The 21,972-nt window shown below is 28.1% G+C and carries 22 protein-coding genes, 2 tRNA genes, 1 rRNA gene and 1 pseudogene; 21 read left to right on the top strand and 5 right to left on the bottom strand.

Going from position 1 to position 21,972, the window contains the following annotated elements; all coding sequences use genetic code 11:
* Nucleotides 1-23: 23 nt before the first annotated feature.
* The 5 genes from ACD570_RS07170 to ACD570_RS07150 all read left to right on the top strand — a co-directional run bounded on the left by ACD570_RS07170 (nt 24) and on the right by ACD570_RS07150 (nt 7,309).
* Entirely contained in the window at nt 24-2,204 is a 2,181-nt protein-coding gene (locus ACD570_RS07170) for a dynamin family protein (RefSeq protein ID WP_417904270.1), read from the top strand.
* A complete protein-coding gene (locus ACD570_RS07165) occupies nt 2,194-4,020 on the top strand; it encodes a dynamin family protein (protein WP_417904269.1) in 1,827 nt (608 codons plus the stop codon). The genes ACD570_RS07170 and ACD570_RS07165 overlap by 11 nt, the downstream gene beginning before the upstream one ends.
* 2 nt (nt 4,021-4,022) lie before the next feature.
* On the top strand, nt 4,023-4,733 hold the full coding sequence (locus ACD570_RS07160; RefSeq protein ID WP_200283520.1) for a tetratricopeptide repeat protein: 711 nt from the start codon (nt 4,023-4,025) through the stop codon (nt 4,731-4,733).
* 124 nt (nt 4,734-4,857) lie between these two features.
* Nucleotides 4,858-5,586, top strand: a complete 729-nt coding sequence (locus tag ACD570_RS07155; protein WP_200283521.1) for a gluconate 2-dehydrogenase subunit 3 family protein — start codon at nt 4,858-4,860, stop codon at nt 5,584-5,586.
* Between the two features lies 1 nt (nt 5,587).
* Nucleotides 5,588-7,309 carry a GMC family oxidoreductase gene (locus ACD570_RS07150; RefSeq protein ID WP_337202238.1) on the top strand — a complete coding sequence of 574 codons (1,722 nt, stop codon included), beginning with the start codon at nt 5,588-5,590 and terminating at the stop codon, nt 7,307-7,309.
* Between the two features lie 77 nt (nt 7,310-7,386).
* Here the strand turns inward: ACD570_RS07150 and ACD570_RS07145 are convergent, their stop codons facing one another.
* Complete coding sequence (locus ACD570_RS07145) at nt 7,387-8,100, bottom strand: putative metalloprotease CJM1_0395 family protein (RefSeq protein WP_337196505.1); 714 nt, start codon at nt 8,098-8,100, stop codon at nt 7,387-7,389.
* A gap of 113 nt (nt 8,101-8,213) precedes the next feature.
* Here ACD570_RS07145 and ACD570_RS07140 point away from each other — a divergent pair, with 113 nt between their 5' ends.
* Both ACD570_RS07140 and ACD570_RS07135 read left to right on the top strand, forming a co-directional pair.
* Nucleotides 8,214-8,576, top strand: coding sequence for an HIT family protein (locus ACD570_RS07140; protein WP_337198504.1), 363 nt, complete (start codon nt 8,214-8,216; stop codon nt 8,574-8,576).
* A 65-nt stretch (nt 8,577-8,641) separates the two neighbouring features.
* Nucleotides 8,642-9,214, top strand: coding sequence for a YceI family protein (locus ACD570_RS07135; protein ID WP_417904268.1), 573 nt, complete (start codon nt 8,642-8,644; stop codon nt 9,212-9,214).
* Between the two features lie 7 nt (nt 9,215-9,221).
* Here ACD570_RS07135 and ACD570_RS07130 read toward each other — a convergent pair whose 3' ends face one another.
* Together ACD570_RS07130 and ACD570_RS07125 are read right to left on the bottom strand one after the other, a co-directional pair.
* Nucleotides 9,222-10,175 carry a hypothetical protein gene (locus tag ACD570_RS07130; protein WP_417904267.1) on the bottom strand — a complete coding sequence of 318 codons (954 nt, stop codon included), beginning with the start codon at nt 10,173-10,175 and terminating at the stop codon, nt 9,222-9,224.
* Between the two features lie 53 nt (nt 10,176-10,228).
* Nucleotides 10,229-10,444, bottom strand: a complete 216-nt coding sequence (locus ACD570_RS07125) for a transcriptional regulator (protein ID WP_200283533.1) — start codon at nt 10,442-10,444, stop codon at nt 10,229-10,231.
* Between the two features lie 163 nt (nt 10,445-10,607).
* Between ACD570_RS07125 and ACD570_RS07120 the strand changes: the two genes are divergently transcribed.
* The 8 genes from ACD570_RS07120 (at nt 10,608) to ACD570_RS07085 (ending at nt 14,923) form a co-directional block, all read left to right on the top strand.
* A complete protein-coding gene (locus ACD570_RS07120) occupies nt 10,608-11,036 on the top strand; it encodes a hypothetical protein (protein ID WP_337211302.1) in 429 nt (142 codons plus the stop codon).
* A 36-nt stretch (nt 11,037-11,072) separates the two neighbouring features.
* Nucleotides 11,073-11,345 (top strand): hypothetical protein, encoded by a 273-nt coding sequence (locus tag ACD570_RS07115; RefSeq protein WP_337206879.1) that lies wholly within the window; start codon nt 11,073-11,075, stop codon nt 11,343-11,345.
* The gene (locus tag ACD570_RS07110) at nt 11,332-11,640 is read left to right on the top strand and encodes a hypothetical protein (RefSeq protein ID WP_337206877.1); all 309 of its coding nucleotides are present in this window, start codon (nt 11,332-11,334) and stop codon (nt 11,638-11,640) included. Before ACD570_RS07115 ends, ACD570_RS07110 begins: the two co-directional genes overlap by 14 nt.
* 13 nt (nt 11,641-11,653) lie before the next feature.
* Entirely contained in the window at nt 11,654-12,007 is a 354-nt protein-coding gene (locus ACD570_RS07105; RefSeq protein WP_200283542.1) for a hypothetical protein, read from the top strand.
* A 38-nt stretch (nt 12,008-12,045) separates the two neighbouring features.
* Nucleotides 12,046-12,498: a hypothetical protein gene (locus tag ACD570_RS07100; protein ID WP_337206875.1), complete on the top strand. Its 453-nt coding sequence runs from the start codon at nt 12,046-12,048 to the stop codon at nt 12,496-12,498.
* Between the two features lie 100 nt (nt 12,499-12,598).
* A complete protein-coding gene (locus tag ACD570_RS07095; RefSeq protein ID WP_417904266.1) occupies nt 12,599-14,176 on the top strand; it encodes an ABC-F family ATP-binding cassette domain-containing protein in 1,578 nt (525 codons plus the stop codon).
* Nucleotides 14,166-14,501 (top strand): hypothetical protein, encoded by a 336-nt coding sequence (locus ACD570_RS07090; protein ID WP_200283563.1) that lies wholly within the window; start codon nt 14,166-14,168, stop codon nt 14,499-14,501. Before ACD570_RS07095 ends, ACD570_RS07090 begins: the two co-directional genes overlap by 11 nt.
* Nucleotides 14,502-14,560: 59 nt before the next feature.
* Nucleotides 14,561-14,923, top strand: a complete 363-nt coding sequence (locus ACD570_RS07085) for a hypothetical protein (protein WP_200283551.1) — start codon at nt 14,561-14,563, stop codon at nt 14,921-14,923.
* 21 nt (nt 14,924-14,944) lie between these two features.
* Here ACD570_RS07085 and ACD570_RS07080 read toward each other — a convergent pair whose 3' ends face one another.
* Nucleotides 14,945-15,529, bottom strand: coding sequence for a YigZ family protein (locus ACD570_RS07080; RefSeq protein WP_337206871.1), 585 nt, complete (start codon nt 15,527-15,529; stop codon nt 14,945-14,947).
* A gap of 112 nt (nt 15,530-15,641) precedes the next feature.
* On the opposite strand from ACD570_RS07080, the gene ACD570_RS07075 reads away from it, so the two are divergent.
* From ACD570_RS07075 to ACD570_RS07065, 3 genes are all read left to right on the top strand, one after another.
* Entirely contained in the window at nt 15,642-16,865 is a 1,224-nt protein-coding gene (locus ACD570_RS07075; protein WP_337196511.1) for a glycosyltransferase family 39 protein, read from the top strand.
* On the top strand, nt 16,831-17,598 hold the full coding sequence (locus tag ACD570_RS07070) for a prepilin-type N-terminal cleavage/methylation domain-containing protein (protein WP_200283560.1): 768 nt from the start codon (nt 16,831-16,833) through the stop codon (nt 17,596-17,598). The genes ACD570_RS07075 and ACD570_RS07070 overlap by 35 nt, the downstream gene beginning before the upstream one ends.
* Nucleotides 17,599-17,721: 123 nt before the next feature.
* On the top strand, nt 17,722-19,011 hold the full coding sequence (locus tag ACD570_RS07065) for a Cj0814 family flagellar-dependent secreted protein (protein WP_417904265.1): 1,290 nt from the start codon (nt 17,722-17,724) through the stop codon (nt 19,009-19,011).
* A gap of 17 nt (nt 19,012-19,028) precedes the next feature.
* Here the strand turns inward: ACD570_RS07065 and ACD570_RS07060 are convergent.
* A pseudogene (locus ACD570_RS07060) lies at nt 19,029-19,304 on the bottom strand (cysteine peptidase family C39 domain-containing protein); the annotation flags it as partial.
* A gap of 567 nt (nt 19,305-19,871) precedes the next feature.
* Between ACD570_RS07060 and ACD570_RS07055 the strand changes: the two are divergent.
* The 3 genes from ACD570_RS07055 to ACD570_RS07045 all read left to right on the top strand — a co-directional run bounded on the left by ACD570_RS07055 (nt 19,872) and on the right by ACD570_RS07045 (nt 21,637).
* A 16S ribosomal RNA gene (locus tag ACD570_RS07055) occupies nt 19,872-21,384 on the top strand.
* Nucleotides 21,385-21,478: 94 nt separating this feature from the next.
* Nucleotides 21,479-21,554, top strand: a tRNA-Ala gene (locus ACD570_RS07050).
* 6 nt (nt 21,555-21,560) lie between these two features.
* A tRNA-Ile gene (locus ACD570_RS07045) sits at nt 21,561-21,637 on the top strand.
* The last annotated feature ends 335 nt before the right edge of the window (nt 21,638-21,972 follow it).

Below are 21,972 nucleotides of genomic sequence, written 5' to 3'. Positions count from 1 at the left end.
CTCCCCTTTTTTAAGGGGAGCATATGAAAGATTTACTTCAAAAAATTTGGAAAAATAAACTTCAATTTTTAGATTTCAATCTTAATTTTACTGATAAAAATATTTTAGATGTATCAGAGCTTGCTATTATTTTAAGCATTAATCAGGAAAATTATGAAAGATATTTTCTTTTAAATGAATTTAAAATTATTTTTGAAAAAATTAATTTAAGAGTGGATATTTTTGGTGCCCAAAAGGCTCAAATTTGTGCAATTAATCTTTTTAAATCAGGATTGGTTAAAAAACAAGAATTATTAGATGCTTTGCAAATTTTACAAAAAATTTCAAATAATTATGAAATTTTTAATTTCATTGAAAAAACGGAAATTAAAATTATAGATAAAAAAGAACTTTTTTTAAAAAATTGCAATCAATTAGATGTAATTGCCTTAGAGCTTTGTAAATTAAGTTTTGATGAGAATGCAAAAATAAGACTTCATAAAAAAATAGATAAATTTAAAAAATTAGATTTTAATATTGCTGTTACTGGAATTATGAATTCAGGAAAATCTAGTTTTTTAAATGCTCTTTTAAAGCAAGAATTTTTAGGAGTATCAAATATTCCAGAAACAGCCAATTTAACTGTTATAAGTTATGGTGCAAATAAAGAAGCTATGATTTATTTTTGGAATAAAAATGAGTGGCAAAATATATTAAAAACTTCTAGTTTTAATAAAAAATTAAAAGCTTTTTTTGATCGTTTAGTTTTAGAGATTGATATCAATAAATATATAAAAGATGAAACTTTAAGTCAAAAAATTAATTTAGAAGATTTGAAAAAATTTAGTTCTGCTAAAAATAATATTTCAGCTTTGATTAAAAAAATAGAGATTAAAAGTGATTTAGAATTTTTAAAAAATAATATTTCTATTGTTGATACTCCTGGACTCGATGATGTCGTTATTCAAAGAGAAATTTTAACAAATGAATATTTAAAAGAGAGTGATTTTTTGATCCATCTTATGAATGCTTCACAAGCGCTAGCACAAAAAGATATTGATTTTTTAACCCATTGTTTATTAAATTCACGTTTGAGCAAATTTTTAATTATTTTAACAAAAGCTGATTTGTTAAAAAAACAAGAACTTAATGAAGTTGAAAATTATATTAAAAAAATTCTCACAAATAAGCTTAAGGATAAAAATTTGGTTACAAAGATTGATTTTTTATCTATAAGTGCAAAAATGGCTAATGATTTTTATAAAAATCTTGTCAATAAAGAAAGTTTTCAAAAAAGCGGAATGCAAGAATTTGAAAATTATTTATTTAATGAATTGTATTCTGGAAAAAAAAGTAAAATTGCTTTGGAGTCTTATAAAAAAGAATTGTTATTGGAGCTAGATCATCTCTTAAAAGAATACGAGTTACAAAATAAATTTATACAAGAAAAAGAACGAAATTTAGGTGAACAAAGCAAGCAATTTTTACTTGAGATGCAAAATAAAAGAAAATCTTTGCAAGAAACCAAAGAGGAAATTTTAAATTCTATTTTAGAACTTAAAAATTTAGAAAATGGAGTTGATAATCTTGTATTGTTATTAGCAAAAAAACTTAAAGATAGATTGGTTGATGAATTAAAATATTTTAAAAATAAATCTCAAAAAGTTGATATGCAGCGTATTTTAATGATTATAGATACTACAATTAAAGACGGTGTGAGTGATATTTTAAGAGAAGTTAAATTTAAAAATATGAAAAAAATTGAAGAATTAAAGCTCCATTTATCTTTAAAATACGATTTTTTAAAAGAAAATTTTAATGATGATTTTGAAAATTTTAAGGATAAGATTTCTAAAGATATAGAAAATATTTTTAATGATGAAAAAATTATATTTTTAAAACTTGAAATTGAAAATATTATCAATCAAAATATTAATTTATTTGATCTTGAAATTAAATTAACTCAGACTATCAATGCTATTTTTAAAAATTTTAATCTCGAAAATATTTTGCAAAGTCTTGATATTAATGGAGCATTTTTTCATTTTTTAGATAAAAAACTTCAAAATTATGAAGAAATTCAAAAAGAAAAGTTAAAAAATATTGAAGATTTAATGGGTAAAATCAATGATAAAAATACTAATATATTAACTTCTTTTGAAAATAATTTAGAAAATATCGCTAAATTGCAACAACTTAAAATGGATCTTTTGCATGCAAATTAATATTTTAAATGATTTTATAAATTCTTATAAAAAAGCTTATATTAATAATTATGACGATAGTTTTAGTGGAAAAATTAAAACAATATGTCAAAATCTTAATGAACCTTTTATGAATCCAAGTCCTGAATTAAGTAAAGAGTTACAAGAAATATCTTTTTTATTGGATAAAAATATCAATATAGCTATTATCGGGCAATTTTCTAGCGGTAAATCGAGTCTTTTAAATTTAATTTTAAAAAAAGAATGCCTACCTACAGGTGTTGTTCCTGTAACTTTTAAGCCAACTTTTTTACATTATGCAAAAGAATATTTTTTAAGAGTCGAATTTGAAGATGGTAGCGATCTTATTACAGATGTTGAAAATCTCGCTTTATATACAGATCAAAGAAATGAAATTAAAAAAGCTAAAAATTTGCATATTTTTGCTCCTATTCCTTTATTAAAAAAAATTACTCTTATTGATACTCCAGGTTTAAATGCAAATAAAAATGATACTTTAACCACTTTAAGTGAGTTAAAAAATATTCATGTGGCTATTTGGTTAAGCTTGATTGATAATGCTGGAAAAAAAAGTGAAGAAGAGGTGATTAGGGAAAATTTGGAAATTTTGGGCGATTATAGCATTTGTGTTTTAAATCAAAAAGATAAATTAAATCAACAAGAATTAGATAATGTTTTAAATTATGTTAAAAAAAATTTTTCTCAATATTTTAAGGATATTATTGCTATATCTTGTAAAGAAGCTCAGTTTCAAGAAAGCTATAAACATTCTAATTTTGAATTTTTGATCCATTTTTTACAATCTATTGATGATAAAAAAGTCAAGGAAAAATTCGCAAAAAGAAAGATATTTAATTTATGCAAAATTTTAGATAATGAAAATAAACTTTTTTTAGATATTTTCGATCAACTTTTATTAAATTTTCAAACTTATGAAGAATATGCAAATTCTGTATTTGAAAGATTTTTAAATGAAATTGAAATTTTAAACCATCAAATTTTAAATCAACTAAAAAGTATTAGTGAAAAAATTTCAAGTGAAATTTTTAATTCTATTAAAGAAAAAGAAGCTTATTTTTATCAAAAATCGACAAAAATTTTAACAAAAAATTTATACGTAAAATATGCCTATAAAATACCTTATATTTCAACTGATGATACTTATTTATCGATGTTTTATCATTCAGAATCTATGAGTAAAGAATTTAAAAAAATTAAAAATGATATCTATCATTCTTTTAAGCAAATCAAAGATAATTTGGTTAATTTAGTAAATAATTTAGAAAATAAAATTTTATTTTTTAAGTCAGAATTTTCAAATATTCAAAAAGATAATATTTTTCAAAGCGATATAAATTTTAGCGAACTTAGAGTATTTTCAAATGCCAGTGAAGAATATTTTTTAAAAGATTTTAAGGAGCTTTTGTTTAAAAATTTATTAGAGCTTGATTTATTTTTTGAAAAACTTAATTTAAAAGCTTTTGCAAATTATGAAAATGCAACAAGACTCACCATTAGTTTTTTAAGTGATAAAATAAATCAAAGTCGTGTTCTTTATGAGCTTAATAGTTCTGAATTTACTTTATTTTATCCTCAAAAAAATGAAATTTACGAAAGAGTCTTAAAAGAACTTAATGTTTATGAATTTGAAAATTTATTGATTGATAAGCCAGTCATTATAAAAATAATCAAGGATTTTTTTAAAAATAATAAAATTTTAATTGAAAATAAAAAACACTTAATAGAGATAAAAAAAAGAGAGCTTGATAAAAGAAAAAGTCAGATTATTAAATCTTGTGAACTTTTAAAGGAATAAAAATGTTAAAAAGAATTCTAATTTTACTATCGATTTGTTATAGTTGCATTTTTGCCATTAGTGATTTAGAAAAGGCTTTGCAGCTTTATGAAGAAAATAAATTTTCTAAAGCATATAATTTATTTGAAAAGCTTTGTAAAAAAGATAGTGCAAAATCATGTTTTTCTATGGCCTATATGTTAGAAAATGCTCAAGGAGTTCCAAGAGATCTTGGTACTGCTTATAAACTTTATAATAAAGCATGTAATCTAGGTTTATCAGAATCTTGTTTTAATATGGGTCTTATTTTGAAAAATCAAGGCTATACTAACGAATCGATTTTAGCTTTTAATAAAGCGTGTAATTTAGGAGATGTGAAAAGTTGTAACAATATAGCTCTTTTTTATGAAAAAGATCAAGATGGAAAAATGGCAACTTATTTTTATAAAAAATCTTGCCAATTAAAAGATGCTCCAGCTTGTTATAAATTGGGTCTTTTGTATGAAAAAGGGGAATTAATAAAACAAAATATAAAAAATTCTTTATTTTTTTATTCTAAAGCTTGCAATTTGGGTTATGCTGAGTCATGTTATCTTCTTGGGCGTTATAATCAACTTGAAACAAAAGATTTACAAAAAGCTAAAATTTATTTTGGTATGGCTTGTGATAAAAAACATAAAGAAGCTTGTGCTGCCTATAAAGAATTAAATTCTAAAGCTGTAGAAATTTATTAAAATTTTTATAGCATTTATCTTGAATTTCTGTTTTTTTATAATTCTAATTATTTTTTGATTTAAAGTCTAGTTAATATTAATAAGAGTAACATAATTTTAATTGCGTATGTAAAGGAGAAACAAAATGCAAGATAATATTATAGATAGAAGAAGTTTCTTTAAATTAGGACTTCTGGGTGGCTCTGTTGTAGCTGCAAGTACTTTAGGTGGTGGCGCTGTATTAAAAGCAGCAGAGCTTACAGATTCTCCAAAATCTTTACAAACTAAATCAAATAAAATTAGAGGCAGAATGTTTTTTCAAACTCAAACTGAATTTGATACTTTGAGTGCAGCTTGTGAAAGAATTTATCCTAAGGATAATCAAGGAGAAGGAGCTATTGGATTAGGCGTTCCTTATTTTATTGATAATCAATTAGCTTCAGCATATGGATATAATGATAGAGAATATATGCAAGGACCTTTTATGGATGGTAAAGAGGAGCAAGGATATCAAACTCCTATGAAACGTAAGGATATTTTTTTAGAGGGTGTTCATGCTTTAGAAACAAATGCTAAAAAACGTTATAAAAAATCTTTTTCTTCACTTAAAGGAAAAGAACAAGATGAAATTTTAAGAGATTTTGAAAAAGGTAAAATTCAGACCATAGGTTTTAAATCTTCCTATTTTTTTACTCTTTTAAGAGAAATGACAATTGCAGGGGTTTTAGCAGATCCAATTTATGGTGGAAATGATAATAAAAACGGTTGGAGAATGATGCAATATCCTGGAGCTCAAATGAGTTATATAGATAAAATTGCAAGTGATGAATTTTTTGATATAGAACCTGTAGGTTTAGCGGATATGGAGGATTAAAATGGCTGAAATATTAAAAAAGGTAGATGTAGTAACAGTGGGTGCAGGTTGGACAGGTGGTATTATAGCCGCAGAACTAACAAAGGCAGGACTTAATGTCCTTAGTTTAGAGCGCGGACATATGCAAAGTACTGAAAATTTTAATTTTATCCATGATGAATGGAGATATGGAATTAATTATGGTTTAATGCAAGATTGTTCTAAAGATACTGTTACTTTTAGAAATGATTTAAAAGAGTTAGCTTTGCCTTATAGAAAAATGGGTTCTTTTTTGCTTGGGAATAATGTTGGGGGTGCTGGAGTGCATTGGAATGGCTGGACTTTTAGATTTATGCCTTATGATTTTGAAATTAAAAGTAGAAGTTTTAAACGATATGGAAATAAGTTAGGTGATGATTATACTTTGCAAGATTGGGGTTTGACTTATAAAGATATGGAACCTTATTATGATAAATTTGAAAAAACTTGTGGGATTTCTGGAGAGCCTAATCCACTTGCTGAAAAAATGGGTTCTTTTAGATCAAGTCCTTATCCTCAAAAACCTTTAGAAAATACAAAAATACTCAAACGTTTCGAAAGTACAGCAAAAGAGATGAATTTGCATCCATTTAGATTACCAGCAGCTAATTCAAGATCTGGTTATACTAATCCAGATGGCCAAGAATTAGCTCCTTGTGAATATTGTGCCTTCTGTGAAAGATACGGTTGTGAGTATGGAGCAAAAGCAAGCCCTATAACAACAGTTATTCCTAAAGCTATGAGTACAGGTAAATATACTATACGCACTTATAGTAATGCTACGCAAATTCTTAAAAAAGATGGCAAGGTAACAGGAGTAAAATTTGTAGATACTAGAACTATGAAAGAATATATTCAACCTGCTGATATAGTTGTGCTTACAAGCTATGTATTTAATAACGCTAAGCTTTTAATGGTGAGTGAAATAGGATCTCAGTATGATCCAAAAACAGGTAAAGGAACTTTAGGTAAAAATTATTGTTATCAAATGAATATGGGAACAACAGCATTTTTTGAAGAACAATTTAATACTTTTATGGGGTCAGGTGCATTAGGAACAACTTGTGATGATTTTATAGGAGATAATTTTGATCATTCTAAGGAAAAATTTTTACATGGAGCTATGATTTATAGTGTTCAATCAGGAAATCGTCCTATACAATCAGCTCCAGTTCCTCAAGGAACACCTTCTTGGGGTGCTGAATTTAAAAAAGCATTAAATTATAATTTTACAAGAAATATTTTTATAGGTGGGCAAGGTGCTTCTTTACCTCATAAAAATAATTATTTAAGTTTGGATCCAACTTATAAAGATGCTTTTGGGATGCCACTTTTACGCTTAACGTATAATTTTACAGATCAAGATAGGGCTTTGCATAAATTTATTACAGATAAAACAGCTCAAATAGCAAAAAGAATGAAGGGTGTGAAATCAATTAAAAAAGGTTCTTATCTTAAAAATTATAGCATTGTGCCTTATCAAACCACTCATAATACCGGAGGGACAACTATGGGGGCAAATCCTGAAATGAGTGTAGTAAATACTTACTTACAACATTGGGATGCGGATAACCTTTTTGTCGTAGGGGCTGGTAATTTCCAACATAATAGTGGCTATAATCCAACAGATACTGTAGGAGCTTTAGCTTATCGTTGTGCTGAAGGAATTTTAAAATATCATAAAAGTGGAAAAATTCTTGCTTGAAAGCTTTTGCTTTCAAGCTTATTAATATTTATAAATTTTGAAAAATTAAATTACTGCAAAACTTATAAAGCTAGGTTTTAAGAGGCAATGTTAAAATTAATATAATTATCTTGAGAGTTTTGTTGATAAGTTTTAGCTACAAAATTTTTAAAATCTTTATCAAAATTTGAATTTTTATCGTTGCTTTTTGAATCTTTATCTGTTTTTTCTAAGCTATTTTCTGAATTTTTTTCATCTTTTTCTTTATTTTCTTCTTCTTTTTCTTTGGCCTCTTCGGCTTTAAGTTTCATTGCTTCAGCTCTTGCTTCAAATTCCATTTTTGTGGCATTAGCTGCGACTTTATAATCTTGTGGGCTAGGATCAGCAGGAGCCATAGCTGCAGCTACAATTTGGCGTGCATTAGCTATAGTTTCTTCTGGGGTATTTCCCTTTTGCATACTGATAGGAACTTCACCAGCAGTAGCATACATTTGATTATCTGGTCCTCTAGTATAAGTAAAGCTTGCAGCCCCTGCTAGACCACCACCAGCAGCTTGATGTGCAGCTTCATGCGCTTTTACGTTTCTATCTATATTTTGGAGTTCTCTAAGTTGCTGAATTTGTTTAGCGTCAAGTTCAACACCATTAACCATTTGTGTTTCTTGTTGGTTATTTTCATCTGATGAGGTATCATTTTTATTGTTTGAATCTGCAAGATCATTATTTTTTAAATCTAAAAAATTGTTATTTTTTGAGTCATTAGAAGAATGATTGAAATGATAATATGAGCTAAAATTGAAGCCAATCTGCATTTATTCTCCTAAAATTTTATATTAGTAAAGAATTTTATCTATTTTATCTTAAAAATTTGATAATTTTTGTACAATATTTTATGATTTTAGTTAAATATTCTTAAGGTGTAATGATGATTTATAAAAATGATTTAATTTATATAGAAAAAGAACAATCACAAATACCTTGGATTAAAATTTTTACTCAATATCCTTACAAGGAACTAAGTGATTGTCCTAGTGATTTACAAAGAGAACTTTTTGATAAAATTTTACTTTGTGAAAAAGCTATGATTGAATTTTATAAGCCAGAAAAAATCAATATAGCCTCATTTGCAAACTATGTACCAAGAGTTCATTTTCATATAATGGCTCGTTTTAAAGATGATGCTTATTTTCCAGAATGCATGTGGGGAAAGCAACAAAGAGAAATGAAAGATTTAAAACTACCAAATTTTGATGATTTTGTGAAATTTTTACTCAATATTTTAAAATGATATTAATTATTGATTATTGTTTCTTTTATACAATTTTTTGACCCAAATTATTATAAAGGAAAAAAATGAAAAAAATTTTATTAAGCTCTTTAGTTGCTGCATCTTTCTTGAGTGCAAGTTTATTTGCACAAGAATATTCTTTAGATAAAGCTCATACCGATATTGGTTTTAAGATTAAACATCTACAAATCAGCAATGTAAAGGGAAATTTTAAAGATTATAGCGCAGTTATAGATTTTGATCCTAAAACTTATGAATTTAAAAAACTTGAAGCTGTAATCAAAGTAGCCTCTGTTAATACTGATAACCAAACTAGAGATAATCATTTAAGACAAGATGATTTTTTTAAAGCAAAAAAATACCCTGATATGACATTTGTAATGAAAAAATATGAAAAAATTAATAAAGAAAAAGGAAAAATGACAGGTATCTTAACCATAGCTGGAGTTTCAAAAGAAGTGATTTTAGATACTGAAATAGGCGGTATGGCTAAAGGAAAAGATGGCAAAGAAAAAATAGGTTTTTCTTTAAATGGAAAAATTAAACGTTCTGAATTTAAATTCGGTGCTGGAACTTCTACACTTACTTTAGGCGATGATATCACTTTAAGCATTGATGCTGAAGCAAATGAAAAGTAATACCAATCTAAGAGAGCTTTTCTCTTAGACTTTCTAAGATATAAGATAAACTTCTATCCTTATTTTCTTCCCATATAAGTTTAAATTCTGGTTTAAAGCTTTCATTTTCTAGTTTTAATTCTGTATTTTTTAAAGTAGATTCTAGAAAAGCAAGGTGATTTAATGCGGTATTTTTGTCATCAAAAATTAAAATAAAATCATTATTTTGTATAAAAATTTTTATCTTAAAGCGTTTTAAAATTTTAGCAATTTGTTTTAAAATAAGCTTGACATAAGATTCTTGAGTATATTGCAATTCATGAAAATGAAGCAAGGCGATGATGTAATGATCTTTTCCTTTAAGATAATGCATTAATTTTTTTTCATTAGGCAATTTTGTCAAGGTATCAAAAAATAAATTTTGATATATTTGATACAAAATAACAAAGCAAAAAATCAAACTAGCAAATTCAAAGTATTTAACACCACAAAAAATATCAAATAAAAATTGTAAATTTGCTCCAACAAAGGCTAATAAAAGATAATATTCTTTTCTTTTAAAGCTTTGTATGATCAAGATAAAACCATAAAGGATAAAAAATAAAAAAGCAAGTTCGTTAATGGGTTTAAGTAAGGTAAAATTTAAATGAAAGTCCAAATTGCTAGCATTGAAATTGGTATTATTTGGAAGGATGAAACCTAAAATCGCTATAAAAATGATGATTAAAACAGAGCTAAGATTATTTTTTTCTAAAATTTTATTGGATATTTTTTTTACTCCAAGTAAAACAAAAATCAAAGGCAAAAATAAAGAAACAAACAAGTGAGCTTGAAATATACTATTGAAAAAATAAGGCAAATGAAAGATGAGTAAAGAAAGAGTGATAAAAAATATACGCGTATTTTTAAAATAAAAAGCTAAAAATAATGCCAAAAATTCAAAAATCAAACTAAAATAACTTAAAAAATCTAAAAAAAACATCAATCAACCTTAAATAATAAAAATTGAGAATTTTATATAAAAAAACTTAAAAATTAGTCTTTGTTAAATTTTGAGATTTCCTCTTGGATTTGTTGCTCCATGTGAAGGAGTTCTTCGTAGTCTTTTTTCTGCTTTTCTAAAAGTTCATCAAATTTAAATCCTAGCATGACAATACGATATAAATTAGGCTTATGTTTTCTCCAGTTATATAGTGTGCTTACATCAACATCAATTTCATACGCCATGTCGCGTTTGCTTTTTTTGATCATCTAATTCCTATTAAAATTTTTAAAATTCTACATTAGTTTTTCTTTATTAAAAACATTTGAAATATTCAATTATTTATTATAAAAATATTTAATATTTCAATATTAATTAAGTTTTAATGTGGAATAATTCCAAAGTTTTATTTATTTTTAAGGAGTTTAGTTTATGGATTTTAGCAATGTTCTTTTTTCTGTGCAGGATAAATTGCCAAAAGATGGTATATCTGCTATGACTTTAAAAGAAAAATTTGAAAGCTTAAGTGAAAGCAAACAACAAGAAGTTGTAAGCAATCTTCCTATGCTTGGGCTAAAAAGTCCAGCTTTAGTCTTTTGGGTAGGGACTTTTTTATTTGGTGTTTTTGGAGTAGGACGTTTTATGATAGGCGATATAGCACTAGGATGTGTTCGTTTAGGACTCTTCTTAGCTTGGATTATTTTTGCAATACTAGGTGTAGTAATAAGCCCAATATTTTCAATTTTATGCATATTTATTAGTTATTTGGCTATACCGATTTGGCAAATAGTGGATATGTTTTTAGTGGGTAAAAAACTTCGTAAGAAAAATTTTGAAAAGATCTTAAATCTTATGCAATGATTATTTTAGCTGTAAATTTATAAAATGGAGATGAAAATGAGTAAAAAATATGCACCTTTTGAAACAGAACCCACTTTGCTTTATGGCAAAGATACTTTTAAAATCGTTGCAGGAAAAGCATATACAAATAAAGATGAAAAATTTTGCATCGGTTTAAATTCTAATGGTTTTCCGGCAAATGCTTATCTTATATTTCCACCACAATTTAATTTAAATTTATTACAAATTCTTTTAGGGGAAAGCGATTCTAGGGATGATGAAATCATGAAATTTATTAAAATCATAAAGGAGGAGAATGAAAAAAAATAACATAATTTGCAAAATATTTTTATTAGGCTTTTTGATAAATTTAGCCTTTGCAGATATTGGAAGTGAAGCCTTTGTGAAGTCTTATACAGCAAGTTGTGAGGTGCAATCAGGAAATAAAGATTTTTGTTTTTGCATGGCAAATGAAGTGTTAAATTCTTTAAATGACAAAGAAAGATTGCTTTTAAATGCTTCGTCTATCACACCAGATATTTCTCAAGATTTTCAAAAATTGCAAATGAAAATAATACAGCTAAGTGCAGATGAAGAGTTATTAAAATATTGTTTAGGTGAATAAAAAAGGAGAAAAAATGAAATACTTGAATGTAAAATTTATATTTGTTGGAATTTTAACAATACTTTTGGGTGCTTGTAAAGGTGATATTCCAAAGTGTGGTGATAAGGATGTGCAAAATGTATTATCGGATATTCTTTTAGAACATACTTTTTCTAGTTTTTCTGAAGTGGATCGCAAAAAATTAAAATTTACTTATGGTGGCTTCATGAGTGATTTAACCGATAAAGAGAGCAAAACGCAGTATTGTAAAGCTCAGGTAAAAGTAAGTGGAGTTGTTAATTCTCGTCCATACAAATGGGATAATTGGATCAATTATTCTGCTAGATATACTGATGATGGTATGGTTTATGTTGAAATTACCAGATAAGATATCTAATATACTTGAGAGATTATATGGATTATAATGTGTTTCTTTTGAATCTTCAAAATAAAGTCAATAAAGAAGATTTCTTTAATTTAACTATGAAATTTAATAATATGGATGAAGCTAAACGAACAAAGATTGAGCAAAATATTTATCATTTGCAACTTTGCGATACTCTTACTCCAATGATTGCTAGTATTATAGCAGGATGTTTATGTTGTGGTTTTTTGGCTTTAGATCGATTTTTGATTAAAGATTTCATGATAGGTATTATAAGATTGATATTTTCATTATTTATACCATTGTGCTTTTTTTGCTTGGCTTGTTATTGTGAAGATATTAATGAACAAGATATAGCAGATGTTTTGTGGTTTTTATGTGGAATATCAGTCTTTTTTGCTATTATTTGGTGGGCAGCTGATTTATTTTTTGTTTATAAGAAAGTGCAAAAAAATAATTTCAATCAAATTAATACATTCTTAAATAATTTTTAGAGCAATAAAACATTGCTCTAAATTCCAATCAAACTAAAATCAAGCTTTTTTTGCTACAATTTCTCAAAATTTTTTATAAGTAAAAATCTAAGGAATCTTTATGGTTGAAGTAAGAAATCTTACCATGCGTTTTGCAAATCAACTTTTATTTGAAAATGTCAATTTAAAACTCGTTCGCGGGCAAAGATATGGACTTATAGGCGCTAATGGTGCTGGAAAATCAACTTTTTTAAAAATTCTTTCAGGTGAAATAGAATCAAGTAGTGGCGAAGTCGTTTTTAATGAGGGCTTAAGGATCGCAGTTTTAGGGCAAGATCAATTTGCTTTTGAAAACTACACCATCAAAGATGCAGTGATGTGTGCAAATAAGCGTTTGTATGAGGCTTTAAAAGAAAAAGAAAAGCTCTATATGAGTGAAGAATTTACCGATGAAATCAATGAACGTTTAAGCGAACTTGAGATGATAACTGCCGAAGAAGATCCAAACTATGATTGTGAAACGCGTTGTGAAAAAATTTTAAGTTCTTTAAAAATCAAAGATTTTGATGCTTTGATGAGTACTTTACAAAGTGCGGATAAATTTAAAGTTTTACTTGCGCAAGTTTTGTTTTTAGGTGCAGATGTGCTTTTTTTAGATGAGCCTACAAACAACCTTGATTTAGAGGCAATTTCTTGGCTTGAAAATGAACTTTTAAGACATGAAGGAACTTTGGTTGTCATCTCTCACGATAGGCATTTTCTTAATAAAATTTGCACGAGAATTTTAGATGTTGATTTTAAACAAATTAGGGATTTTGCCGGAAATTACGATGATTGGTATATGGCTTCGACGCTTTTAGTAAAACAAGCTGAGCTTAAACGTGATAAAACTTTAAAAGAAAGAGAAGAATTAGAAAATTTCATCCGTCGTTTTAGCGCAAATGCGTCTAAGGCAAAGCAAGCTACAAGTAGGGCTAAAGCACTTGAAAAATTAGAGCTTGAAGAGATTAAAATTTCAAGTCGCAGGGATCCTAGTATCGTTTTTCGCTTGGGAAGAGAGATTGGTAATGAAGTTTTAGAGCTTAAAGGTATTAGCAAAGCTTATGAACATAGTTTGTTTTCAAATTTGGAACTTAAGATAGAAAAAAATGATAAAATTGCTTTAATTGGAGCAAATGGTGTGGGTAAATCAACTTTAGCAAAAATTATTGCAAATGCCATTACTCCAGATGAAGGCAATTTACATTTAGGTGCAACTATAGAGCTTGGATATTTTCCACAGGATACAAGTAATATTATCAATGAAAATTTAAAGCTTTATGAATGGCTTATGAGCGAAAAATTTAAAGATTTAGATGAGATTAGAAAGTGCTTAGGAAGGATGCTTTTTAGTGGAAGCGATCAAGAAAAAATGGCTGCAAATTTAAGCGGAGGCGAAAAACATCGCTTGATGCTTTCTCATCTTATGCTAGAGCGTCCAAATTTTTTACTTTTAGATGAACCTGATAACCATCTTGATCTTGAAAGCATTATTGCTTTGGGAGAAGCTTTGTATAATTTTCAAGGAGTGGTGCTTTGTGTGAGTCATGATAGAGAACTTATTGGATCTTTTGCAAATCGCATTTGGGAACTAAAAGATGGAAAACTTTTGGATTTCAGGGGAAATTATGAAGAATTTTTAGGAGAAAATAATGGCTAAATTTAGAATTCAATACAGTGCAGGTTTTGGGCACTTTACTCAAAATCATAAGGGTTTTGGTCCAACCATTTACATAGAAGAAGTTGTAGAATTTGACAATGGGAAAGATTATTTTGATTATATTGATTTTTATAAGACTTATTCTAAACCCGACGATACTTATTTTCATATCAGTTTTTTAGAAGATAGACCTTTAAGCGATAAAGAAATTACTATACGCAATGAATATCGAAAAATGCGTGATGAAAACTGCAAAAAAGCTAAAGAAAATTTCATAGCAAATCGTGAAATTGATATGGAATATATACCAACTCATCACGATTGATTTTTAAAAGGAACGATTTTTGCTTGTATAATTTTTGCATATTTTGAAAGGAGAAAGTTATGCAAGTAGGTTATAAAACCATAAGCTCATATGAATATGATGCTATCAGTGGTCAATATAAAAAAGTCGATAAAGAAGTCGAGGATTATTCTTCTAATTCTGATTTCACAAGTCTTTTAGATAGATTAGGCGAGAATGAGAATTCGCAGAATTTAGATTCTAAAATTAATAATGAGAATTTAAATTCAAATCATTCTTTAAGTACATATGCACAAAATTCAAATGTGTATGCTTATCGCTTTAGGCAAAATGAAGGAGAGCTTTCTTTAAGATCTCAAAGTGCAAGTGTACATAATGATCTTGTAAATCAGAATGAACAAAAGAATAGTAGTCTTTTAAATGATTTGCTAAATGCAATTTGATTAAAGCTCCATTAAGGGGCTTTATTGTCTTTGTATTTCCAAAGGTGTAAAATTTTTACAAAATATTTCAAATTTTTCTTTTTCATTAGCATTAACATAAAAACTTAAAATAACTCTTTCATTTATAAAATTGCGTTCAAATTTTAAAGTGTTTGAATTTAAAAAATATTCCAAACGTCCAAGATTTTTTATATTGATAGCAATTTCAATTTTTTCTTTAATTTCAAAAGGTATTAAAGTTGCATGAAAAATAACTTCATTAACCGCATCGCTATAGGCTTTTACAAGCCCTCCTGTTCCAAGTTTTATTCCCCCAAAATATCTTACTACAATAACAGCTGTATTGATCAGATTAAAACCTCTTAAAACATTTAAAGAAGGCATTCCAGAAGTTCCCTTAGGTTCTCCATCATCGCTTTTATCTTCTACAATTTGATTAAAATTATTTAAATATCTATAAGCATAAACAAAATGTACGGCTTTTAGGTGCTTTTGTTTTAAATCGCTTAAAAGCGTTTTAAAATGTTCATAAGGGCAAAGAAAGGCTAAAAAGGTTGATTTTTTGATTTCAATACTATTTGTATAAATTTGAGTAATAATCTGCATTTTAACCTTAAATAAAATCGAAAATTTATGATTTATATATCTTGATTAAAATGAATAATATCAGCTTTAAGCTAAATTTATAATTTAAGATTAATTTGTTAGAATTAATTTTATGAAAAAAATTAAAAAAACACATTTTATTATTTTGTTGATCTTTGATTTTTTAGCCCTTTTGTATGGAATTTCTACTTTAAGTATTGGTAGTGATGAGGCTGAAATTTATTTTGGAGAAAGGAATTCTCTTTTATTTTTTTCCCATGATTTACTTTATTATATCACTCATTTTGGGACTTTTATTTTAGGAAACAATGATTTTGGCTTAAGATTTCCTATTTTATTATTTCATTTTTTAAGTTGTTTTCTACTTTATAAATTAGCACAAAAATATACAAAAACGCCTTTAGATACTTTTCTTTCGCTTTTGCTTTTTATTTTACTTCCAGGGACTGTTGCGAGTGCTTTATTGGTTAATGAGGCCGCTATAGTTATTTTTTTAACATTGGCAATACTTTGTGCTTATGAGTATGAAAAAAAATGGCTTTTTTATCTTCTTTTGATTTTGTCTTTATGTGTAGATAAATCATTTAATATTTTATTTTTAACCTTTTTCTTTTTTGGAATTTATAAAAAAGATGTTCTTTTATTGAATTTATCTTTAATACTTTTTGGGATCAATATCAGTTTTTATGGTTTTGATATAAGCGGGCGTCCAAGAGGGTATTTTTTAGATACCTTAGGAATTTTCTCCGCTTGTTTTTCTCCGCTTGTTTTTATTTATTTTTTTTATGTTATTTATCGTTTAATGTTTAGAGAGAAAAAAAATTTGCTTTGGTTTTTGATGAGTATTACTTTTATTTTTTGTTCTTTGCTTTCCTTGAGGCAAAAGCTTTACTTGGAAGATTTTCTCCCTTTTTGTGTTATTTGCACCCCTTTGATGGTAAAAACTCTTATGGAAAGCTATCGAGTAAGATTACCTATATTTAGATTAAAATATAAGATTTTTATAGAATGTACAGCAATTTTTTTACTATTTTGCTATTTTGTTATTATAGGAAATCAATTTCTATATTATATAGTTTCAAATCCTAAAAGAAATTTTGCAAATAATTACCATTTTGCTAAAGAATTAAGTCAAGAATTAAAAAAACAAAATATTTTCGCAATAAGAGTTTCTGATTCTTTGCAAAAAAGATTGAGATTTTATGGAATTAAAGATAGCAATATCTTTTATTTAAGTGCTATAAAAAATGATAAAGAAAATAATGAAAATCAAAAAATAATCAAAGTAAAGTTAGGTAAATTTGAAAAAAAATATCAAATTAAAAGCTTTAAATAAAGCTTTTACTCTTTTAGAACTTGTTTTGGTTATTTTTATTTTAGGTATTATTATTTCTATAGCTAAAATTAATATAAAGCAAGATAGACTGATTTTAGGTGCAAAGCAAATTCTTAATGATATAAACTATCTTAGAAATTTAGCTATGATGCAAGAAAGCTTTAGAAATTCAGATTTAGCAGTAGCTAAAAGAGAATGGTATAAAAGCAGATGGCAACTTTATTTTATTAAATCTGCAGCGACTGATTATGAGCAAACTTATACTATTTTTTTGGATAAAAATGGCGATGGAAATGCAAATTTAGGTAAAACAGATATTAATATTGATAGAGAAATTGCTATAGATATTTTAAATCCTAAAAAATTAATGAATTCAGGTCAAAGCGGAGTAATTGATAAGAATGATGAAAAAGTAACCAAAAGATTTAATATTTTCAAAACTTTTGATATAGAAAAAGTTGAATTTAAAGGATCTTGTAGTGGCTCTACAAGAATTGTTTTTGATGAGATGGGAAGATTATACTCTCCTCTTAAAAATTCCAAAAGCCCTTATGATAAAAATTTAGCTAAAAGTGGTAAAAATTGTATCATTCGATTAACATCTAAATATAAGCGTCAAATTTGTATAGTGATAGATTCTTTAAGTGGATATACTTATATTCCTAAATTCAGTAATTTTAATAATCAATTGCTTATTTACAATGAAAAAACAATTGAGTGTTCTAAAATTTAAATAAAAATATTTATTGCTAATTATTTCGTTCCACTTATCCAAAGCGGAACACTTCTTGCTTATATTTATTTATAAGATATTTAGATTTGAAGGCAGAACAATTCTAAAATCAAAGGAATAAATATGAGTATCTTTAGCATCAATGATAACTCAAACTATAATTCTATACTTTCACAAGCAAAAGCCAATAAAGAAAGTAAAGAAAATTCTAAAATAAGTTTTGCTAATGCTTTTTTAAAACAAAATGCCACTAAGTTAAATGAAATTCAAAGTGCAAATTCACAAACTCTAGCAAGAAGTGAAGTATTAAATTCTACTAATACAACAAATACTAGCAATAATACTAATTTTAGTATAAGTAGTAAAACAAATTCTCCTAATTATAATATATCAAGTGAATTTAAAAACTCTATTTATACTCTAAAATATAAACAAGCAGATATAAGTAATAATACAGCCTATGGTTATAGTGTAGATAAAGATGGCTATATGGGAAGTGATTTTAATAAAGCTGCAGGATTGCCAAAAGATTTTAAGATACATAAATCTACTTTGGATGAGATATATAGGTATAATACAGATTTTAATGCTCATACAGCTAATTATTTAGGAGTAAGCAGTTATTATTCTAATATAGATATGGCAAATACTATAAAACAATATTATAACAAATTTGATGAGATATTAAATCACACTTTTAACAATGCGAATAAAACAAGTTTTACCGAAGTAGATTTAAATAGTTTACCTAAGGGTGTAAGTATGTCAGTAGGAGATTTTGATTTTGCTTCGCCTTTAAATTTGGAAAGCAAAACTATAACAAATTATTATAATACTCAAGAACAATACGATGAAATGGAACAATTAGGAACGATTGCAAGTATTAACGTGGGATTGCAACCATTAAATTTCACTCCACAAAGTATGCAAACTCAAAATACATCAAACAAATATATTTTTAATCCTGATATGTCAGTTTATCCACAAAATGAAGATGGAAGTTATTCTAAAGAAGCTTTATTTGTGAGTTTTTTAAAATCAACGGGTGCTGATGTTTTAAAAGGTGGCAATACCACAATGAATCCTATAGTTAAATCTTTCAAAGAAGCTATGGCTAAAGAAAGCTTTGATGGATCATTAGCTTCCTTAGATGACATCATGACAGGCAAGGTAGATTTTGCAAGTTTATTAAAAGGCTATGCACAAGATGGCTGGCTTGACGCAGATATTTATGCAATGGAAAAAGGAATTAAATGGCAAAATCACATAGGTTATGGTGGTGGAGCTTGGTTTGAAAGAGAGCTTAATCAAGCAAAAGCTAATGGCTGGAAAGCAAGTAGCCAAAGTATAGATTCTTATGTTAATTCTATAATGGATAGACTTAATAATCTTTTGGGACAAACTAGGGTTTAGGCTTTTAATTAAGGATTTTAATAAAATCCAAAATGTTCTATTTCAAAATTTAAAGATTTGGGTAGATTGAGTTTGTAATCTTTGAGTTGTTTTTTAGGATTAACAACTAAAGCAAATCCACCTTTATTGTATCTATCCCAAACACTATAAAATTCTCTTTTAGAACTGATATATTCTCCATAACTTGGATCAAGTATTTGTAAATAATTACCTTTATGATTTATAATCACTACAAAATGTGGAAAACGTGTATCATCTTCAATCTTTACTAAAATAGGAATTCCTGCAAGTTTTCTTTAATTTATTTAAAATAAAATATAGTTTTTCAAAAAAATAAATAAACAATTCAAAATTTCTTCCAAACTTATTGACACTTTAAACCCCCTTTAAGCTTAATTAGTTATACTTTCATTTCCTTTTTTAGAAGGGCTTAAAATCTTAAAAGAAGTTTCATAAATATTTTAGAATAAATTATAGTTTTAATTTTTAATTAAAGCTTTGCTTTAATTTATAATTATTAAAATATTTTTTATTTTAAAGTTATTATTAAAAATAAAACTTCTCATATAATCATTATAAATGTTTTAATTTAAAAAATTAAAAAGTATTTTATTTTTTAATGATTTAAAAAGATTTTTTGTTTTTGTTCTTTTAATTTAATATTGTTATTCAAATCTTATAGTCAATCTTTGAAATCTAAATAAGTGATCGATTGAGCCAGATTAATAGATTTATTATTTTATAATCAATAATAAATCAAAATTTATATTAATTATTAGGGTTAATAAAGTTTTCTTTATTAATCTAAAATATATTAAATACTTTTTCTTTGAAGAAAAAGATTAAACTTTTCTATAATTTTTATGGAGAGTTTGATCCTGGCTCAGAGTGAACGCTGGCGGCGTGCCTAATACATGCAAGTCGAACGATGAAGCTTTTAGCTTGCTAGAAGTGGATTAGTGGCGCACGGGTGAGTAAGGTATAGTTAATCTGCCCTACACTGGGGGACAACAGTTGGAAACGACTGCTAATACCCCATACTCCTACTTAACATAAGTTGAATAGGGAAAGTTTTTCGGTGTAGGATGAGACTATATAGTATCAGCTAGTTGGTAAGGTAATGGCTTACCAAGGCTATGACGCTTAACTGGTCTGAGAGGATGATCAGTCACACTGGAACTGAGACACGGTCCAGACTCCTACGGGAGGCAGCAGTAGGGAATATTGCGCAATGGAAGAAACCCTGACGCAGCAACGCCGCGTGGAGGATGACACTTTTCGGAGCGTAAACTCCTTTTCTTAGGGAAGAATTCTGACGGTACCTAAGGAATAAGCACCGGCTAACTCCGTGCCAGCAGCCGCGGTAATACGGAGGGTGCAAGCGTTACTCGGAATCACTGGGCGTAAAGGGCGCGTAGGCGGATTATCAAGTCTCTTGTGAAATCTAATGGCTTAACCATTAAACTGCTTGGGAAACTGGTAATCTAGAGTGAGGGAGAGGCAGATGGAATTGGTGGTGTAGGGGTAAAATCCGTAGATATCACCAAGAATACCCATTGCGAAGGCGATCTGCTGGAACTTAACTGACGCTAAGGCGCGAAAGCGTGGGGAGCAAACAGGATTAGATACCCTGGTAGTCCACGCCCTAAACGATGTACACTAGTTGTTGGGGTGCTAGTCATCTCAGTAATGCAGCTAACGCATTAAGTGTACCGCCTGGGGAGTACGGTCGCAAGATTAAAACTCAAAGGAATAGACGGGGACCCGCACAAGCGGTGGAGCATGTGGTTTAATTCGAAGATACGCGAAGAACCTTACCTGGGCTTGATATCCTAAGAACCTTATAGAGATATGAGGGTGCTAGCTTGCTAGAACTTAGAGACAGGTGCTGCACGGCTGTCGTCAGCTCGTGTCGTGAGATGTTGGGTTAAGTCCCGCAACGAGCGCAACCCACGTATTTAGTTGCTAACACTTCGGGTGAGCACTCTAAATAGACTGCCTTCGTAAGGAGGAGGAAGGTGTGGACGACGTCAAGTCATCATGGCCCTTATGTCCAGGGCGACACACGTGCTACAATGGCATATACAATGAGACGCAATACCGCGAGGTGGAGCAAATCTATAAAATATGTCCCAGTTCGGATTGTTCTCTGCAACTCGAGAGCATGAAGCCGGAATCGCTAGTAATCGTAGATCAGCCATGCTACGGTGAATACGTTCCCGGGTCTTGTACTCACCGCCCGTCACACCATGGGAGTTGATTTCACTCGAAGCCGGAATACTAAACTAGTTACCGTCCACAGTGGAATCAGCGACTGGGGTGAAGTCGTAACAAGGTAACCGTAGGAGAACCTGCGGTTGGATCACCTCCTTTCTAGAGTACAAAGTAATAAGTCTCACAACTATTACTTCATATAAACTCAATCGTCCTTGTTTAGATTTCAAAGATTGATGAAAAGCTAATTTATGGGGAATTAGCTCAGCTGGGAGAGCGCCTGCTTTGCACGCAGGAGGTCAGCGGTTCGATCCCGCTATTCTCCACCATGATAAGGGCCTATAGCTCAGCTGGTTAGAGTGCACCCCTGATAAGGGTGAGGTCACAAGTTCAAGTCTTGTTAGGCCCACCATTAAATTAAGATTTGAAATTAAAACCTAAAATAAGTATATAAATTGATTTAAAAACTAAAATAATATTTTATATGTTTATTTTAGGTTTTAAACCTAAATGTTCTTTTACTTACCAATGTTAAGAGTCACAAGCAAGTTTTAAAAACAATTTTACTGAACTTGTTAAAGAATAAAACTTCACTGTCTTTTTCTTTAAAAAACTAAAAAGAATTTAAAATTAATGTTTTTAGTGCTTTATTAATTATTTTTTATCATAAATAAATATTTAAATAAAAAATTAAAAAATATATTTAATTTTCTTTCTTTATTTCTTTTTTAAAGAATAAGTTTTAAA

This window comes from Campylobacter sp. LH-2024, assembly GCF_048270605.1.
Lineage (GTDB): Bacteria > Campylobacterota > Campylobacteria > Campylobacterales > Campylobacteraceae > Campylobacter_D > Campylobacter_D molothri.
This window is presented reverse-complemented; position numbering and strand designations above follow the sequence as displayed.

Bases quoted from the DNA above. Each gene is read 5' to 3' on its own strand.
- ACD570_RS07135 (WP_417904268.1), top strand. From the start codon at position 8,642: ATGAAAAAAATTTTATTAAGCTCTTTAGTTGCTGCATCTTTCTTGAGT.
- ACD570_RS07095 (WP_417904266.1), top strand. From the start codon at position 12,599: ATGGTTGAAGTAAGAAATCTTACCATGCGTTTTGCAAATCAACTTTTA.
- ACD570_RS07160 (WP_200283520.1), top strand. From the start codon at position 4,023: ATGTTAAAAAGAATTCTAATTTTACTATCGATTTGTTATAGTTGCATT.
- ACD570_RS07150 (WP_337202238.1), top strand. From the start codon at position 5,588: ATGGCTGAAATATTAAAAAAGGTAGATGTAGTAACAGTGGGTGCAGGT.
- ACD570_RS07120 (WP_337211302.1), top strand. From the start codon at position 10,608: ATGGATTTTAGCAATGTTCTTTTTTCTGTGCAGGATAAATTGCCAAAA.
- ACD570_RS07130 (WP_417904267.1), bottom strand. From the start codon at position 10,175: ATGTTTTTTTTAGATTTTTTAAGTTATTTTAGTTTGATTTTTGAATTT.
- ACD570_RS07165 (WP_417904269.1), top strand. From the start codon at position 2,194: ATGCAAATTAATATTTTAAATGATTTTATAAATTCTTATAAAAAAGCT.
- ACD570_RS07115 (WP_337206879.1), top strand. From the start codon at position 11,073: ATGAGTAAAAAATATGCACCTTTTGAAACAGAACCCACTTTGCTTTAT.
- ACD570_RS07140 (WP_337198504.1), top strand. From the start codon at position 8,214: ATGATTTATAAAAATGATTTAATTTATATAGAAAAAGAACAATCACAA.
- ACD570_RS07080 (WP_337206871.1), bottom strand. From the start codon at position 15,529: ATGCAGATTATTACTCAAATTTATACAAATAGTATTGAAATCAAAAAA.
- ACD570_RS07125 (WP_200283533.1), bottom strand. From the start codon at position 10,444: ATGATCAAAAAAAGCAAACGCGACATGGCGTATGAAATTGATGTTGAT.
- ACD570_RS07155 (WP_200283521.1), top strand. From the start codon at position 4,858: ATGCAAGATAATATTATAGATAGAAGAAGTTTCTTTAAATTAGGACTT.
- ACD570_RS07170 (WP_417904270.1), top strand. From the start codon at position 24: ATGAAAGATTTACTTCAAAAAATTTGGAAAAATAAACTTCAATTTTTA.
- ACD570_RS07145 (WP_337196505.1), bottom strand. From the start codon at position 8,100: ATGCAGATTGGCTTCAATTTTAGCTCATATTATCATTTCAATCATTCT.
- ACD570_RS07075 (WP_337196511.1), top strand. From the start codon at position 15,642: ATGAAAAAAATTAAAAAAACACATTTTATTATTTTGTTGATCTTTGAT.
- ACD570_RS07105 (WP_200283542.1), top strand. From the start codon at position 11,654: ATGAAATACTTGAATGTAAAATTTATATTTGTTGGAATTTTAACAATA.
- ACD570_RS07110 (WP_337206877.1), top strand. From the start codon at position 11,332: ATGAAAAAAAATAACATAATTTGCAAAATATTTTTATTAGGCTTTTTG.
- ACD570_RS07065 (WP_417904265.1), top strand. From the start codon at position 17,722: ATGAGTATCTTTAGCATCAATGATAACTCAAACTATAATTCTATACTT.
- ACD570_RS07085 (WP_200283551.1), top strand. From the start codon at position 14,561: ATGCAAGTAGGTTATAAAACCATAAGCTCATATGAATATGATGCTATC.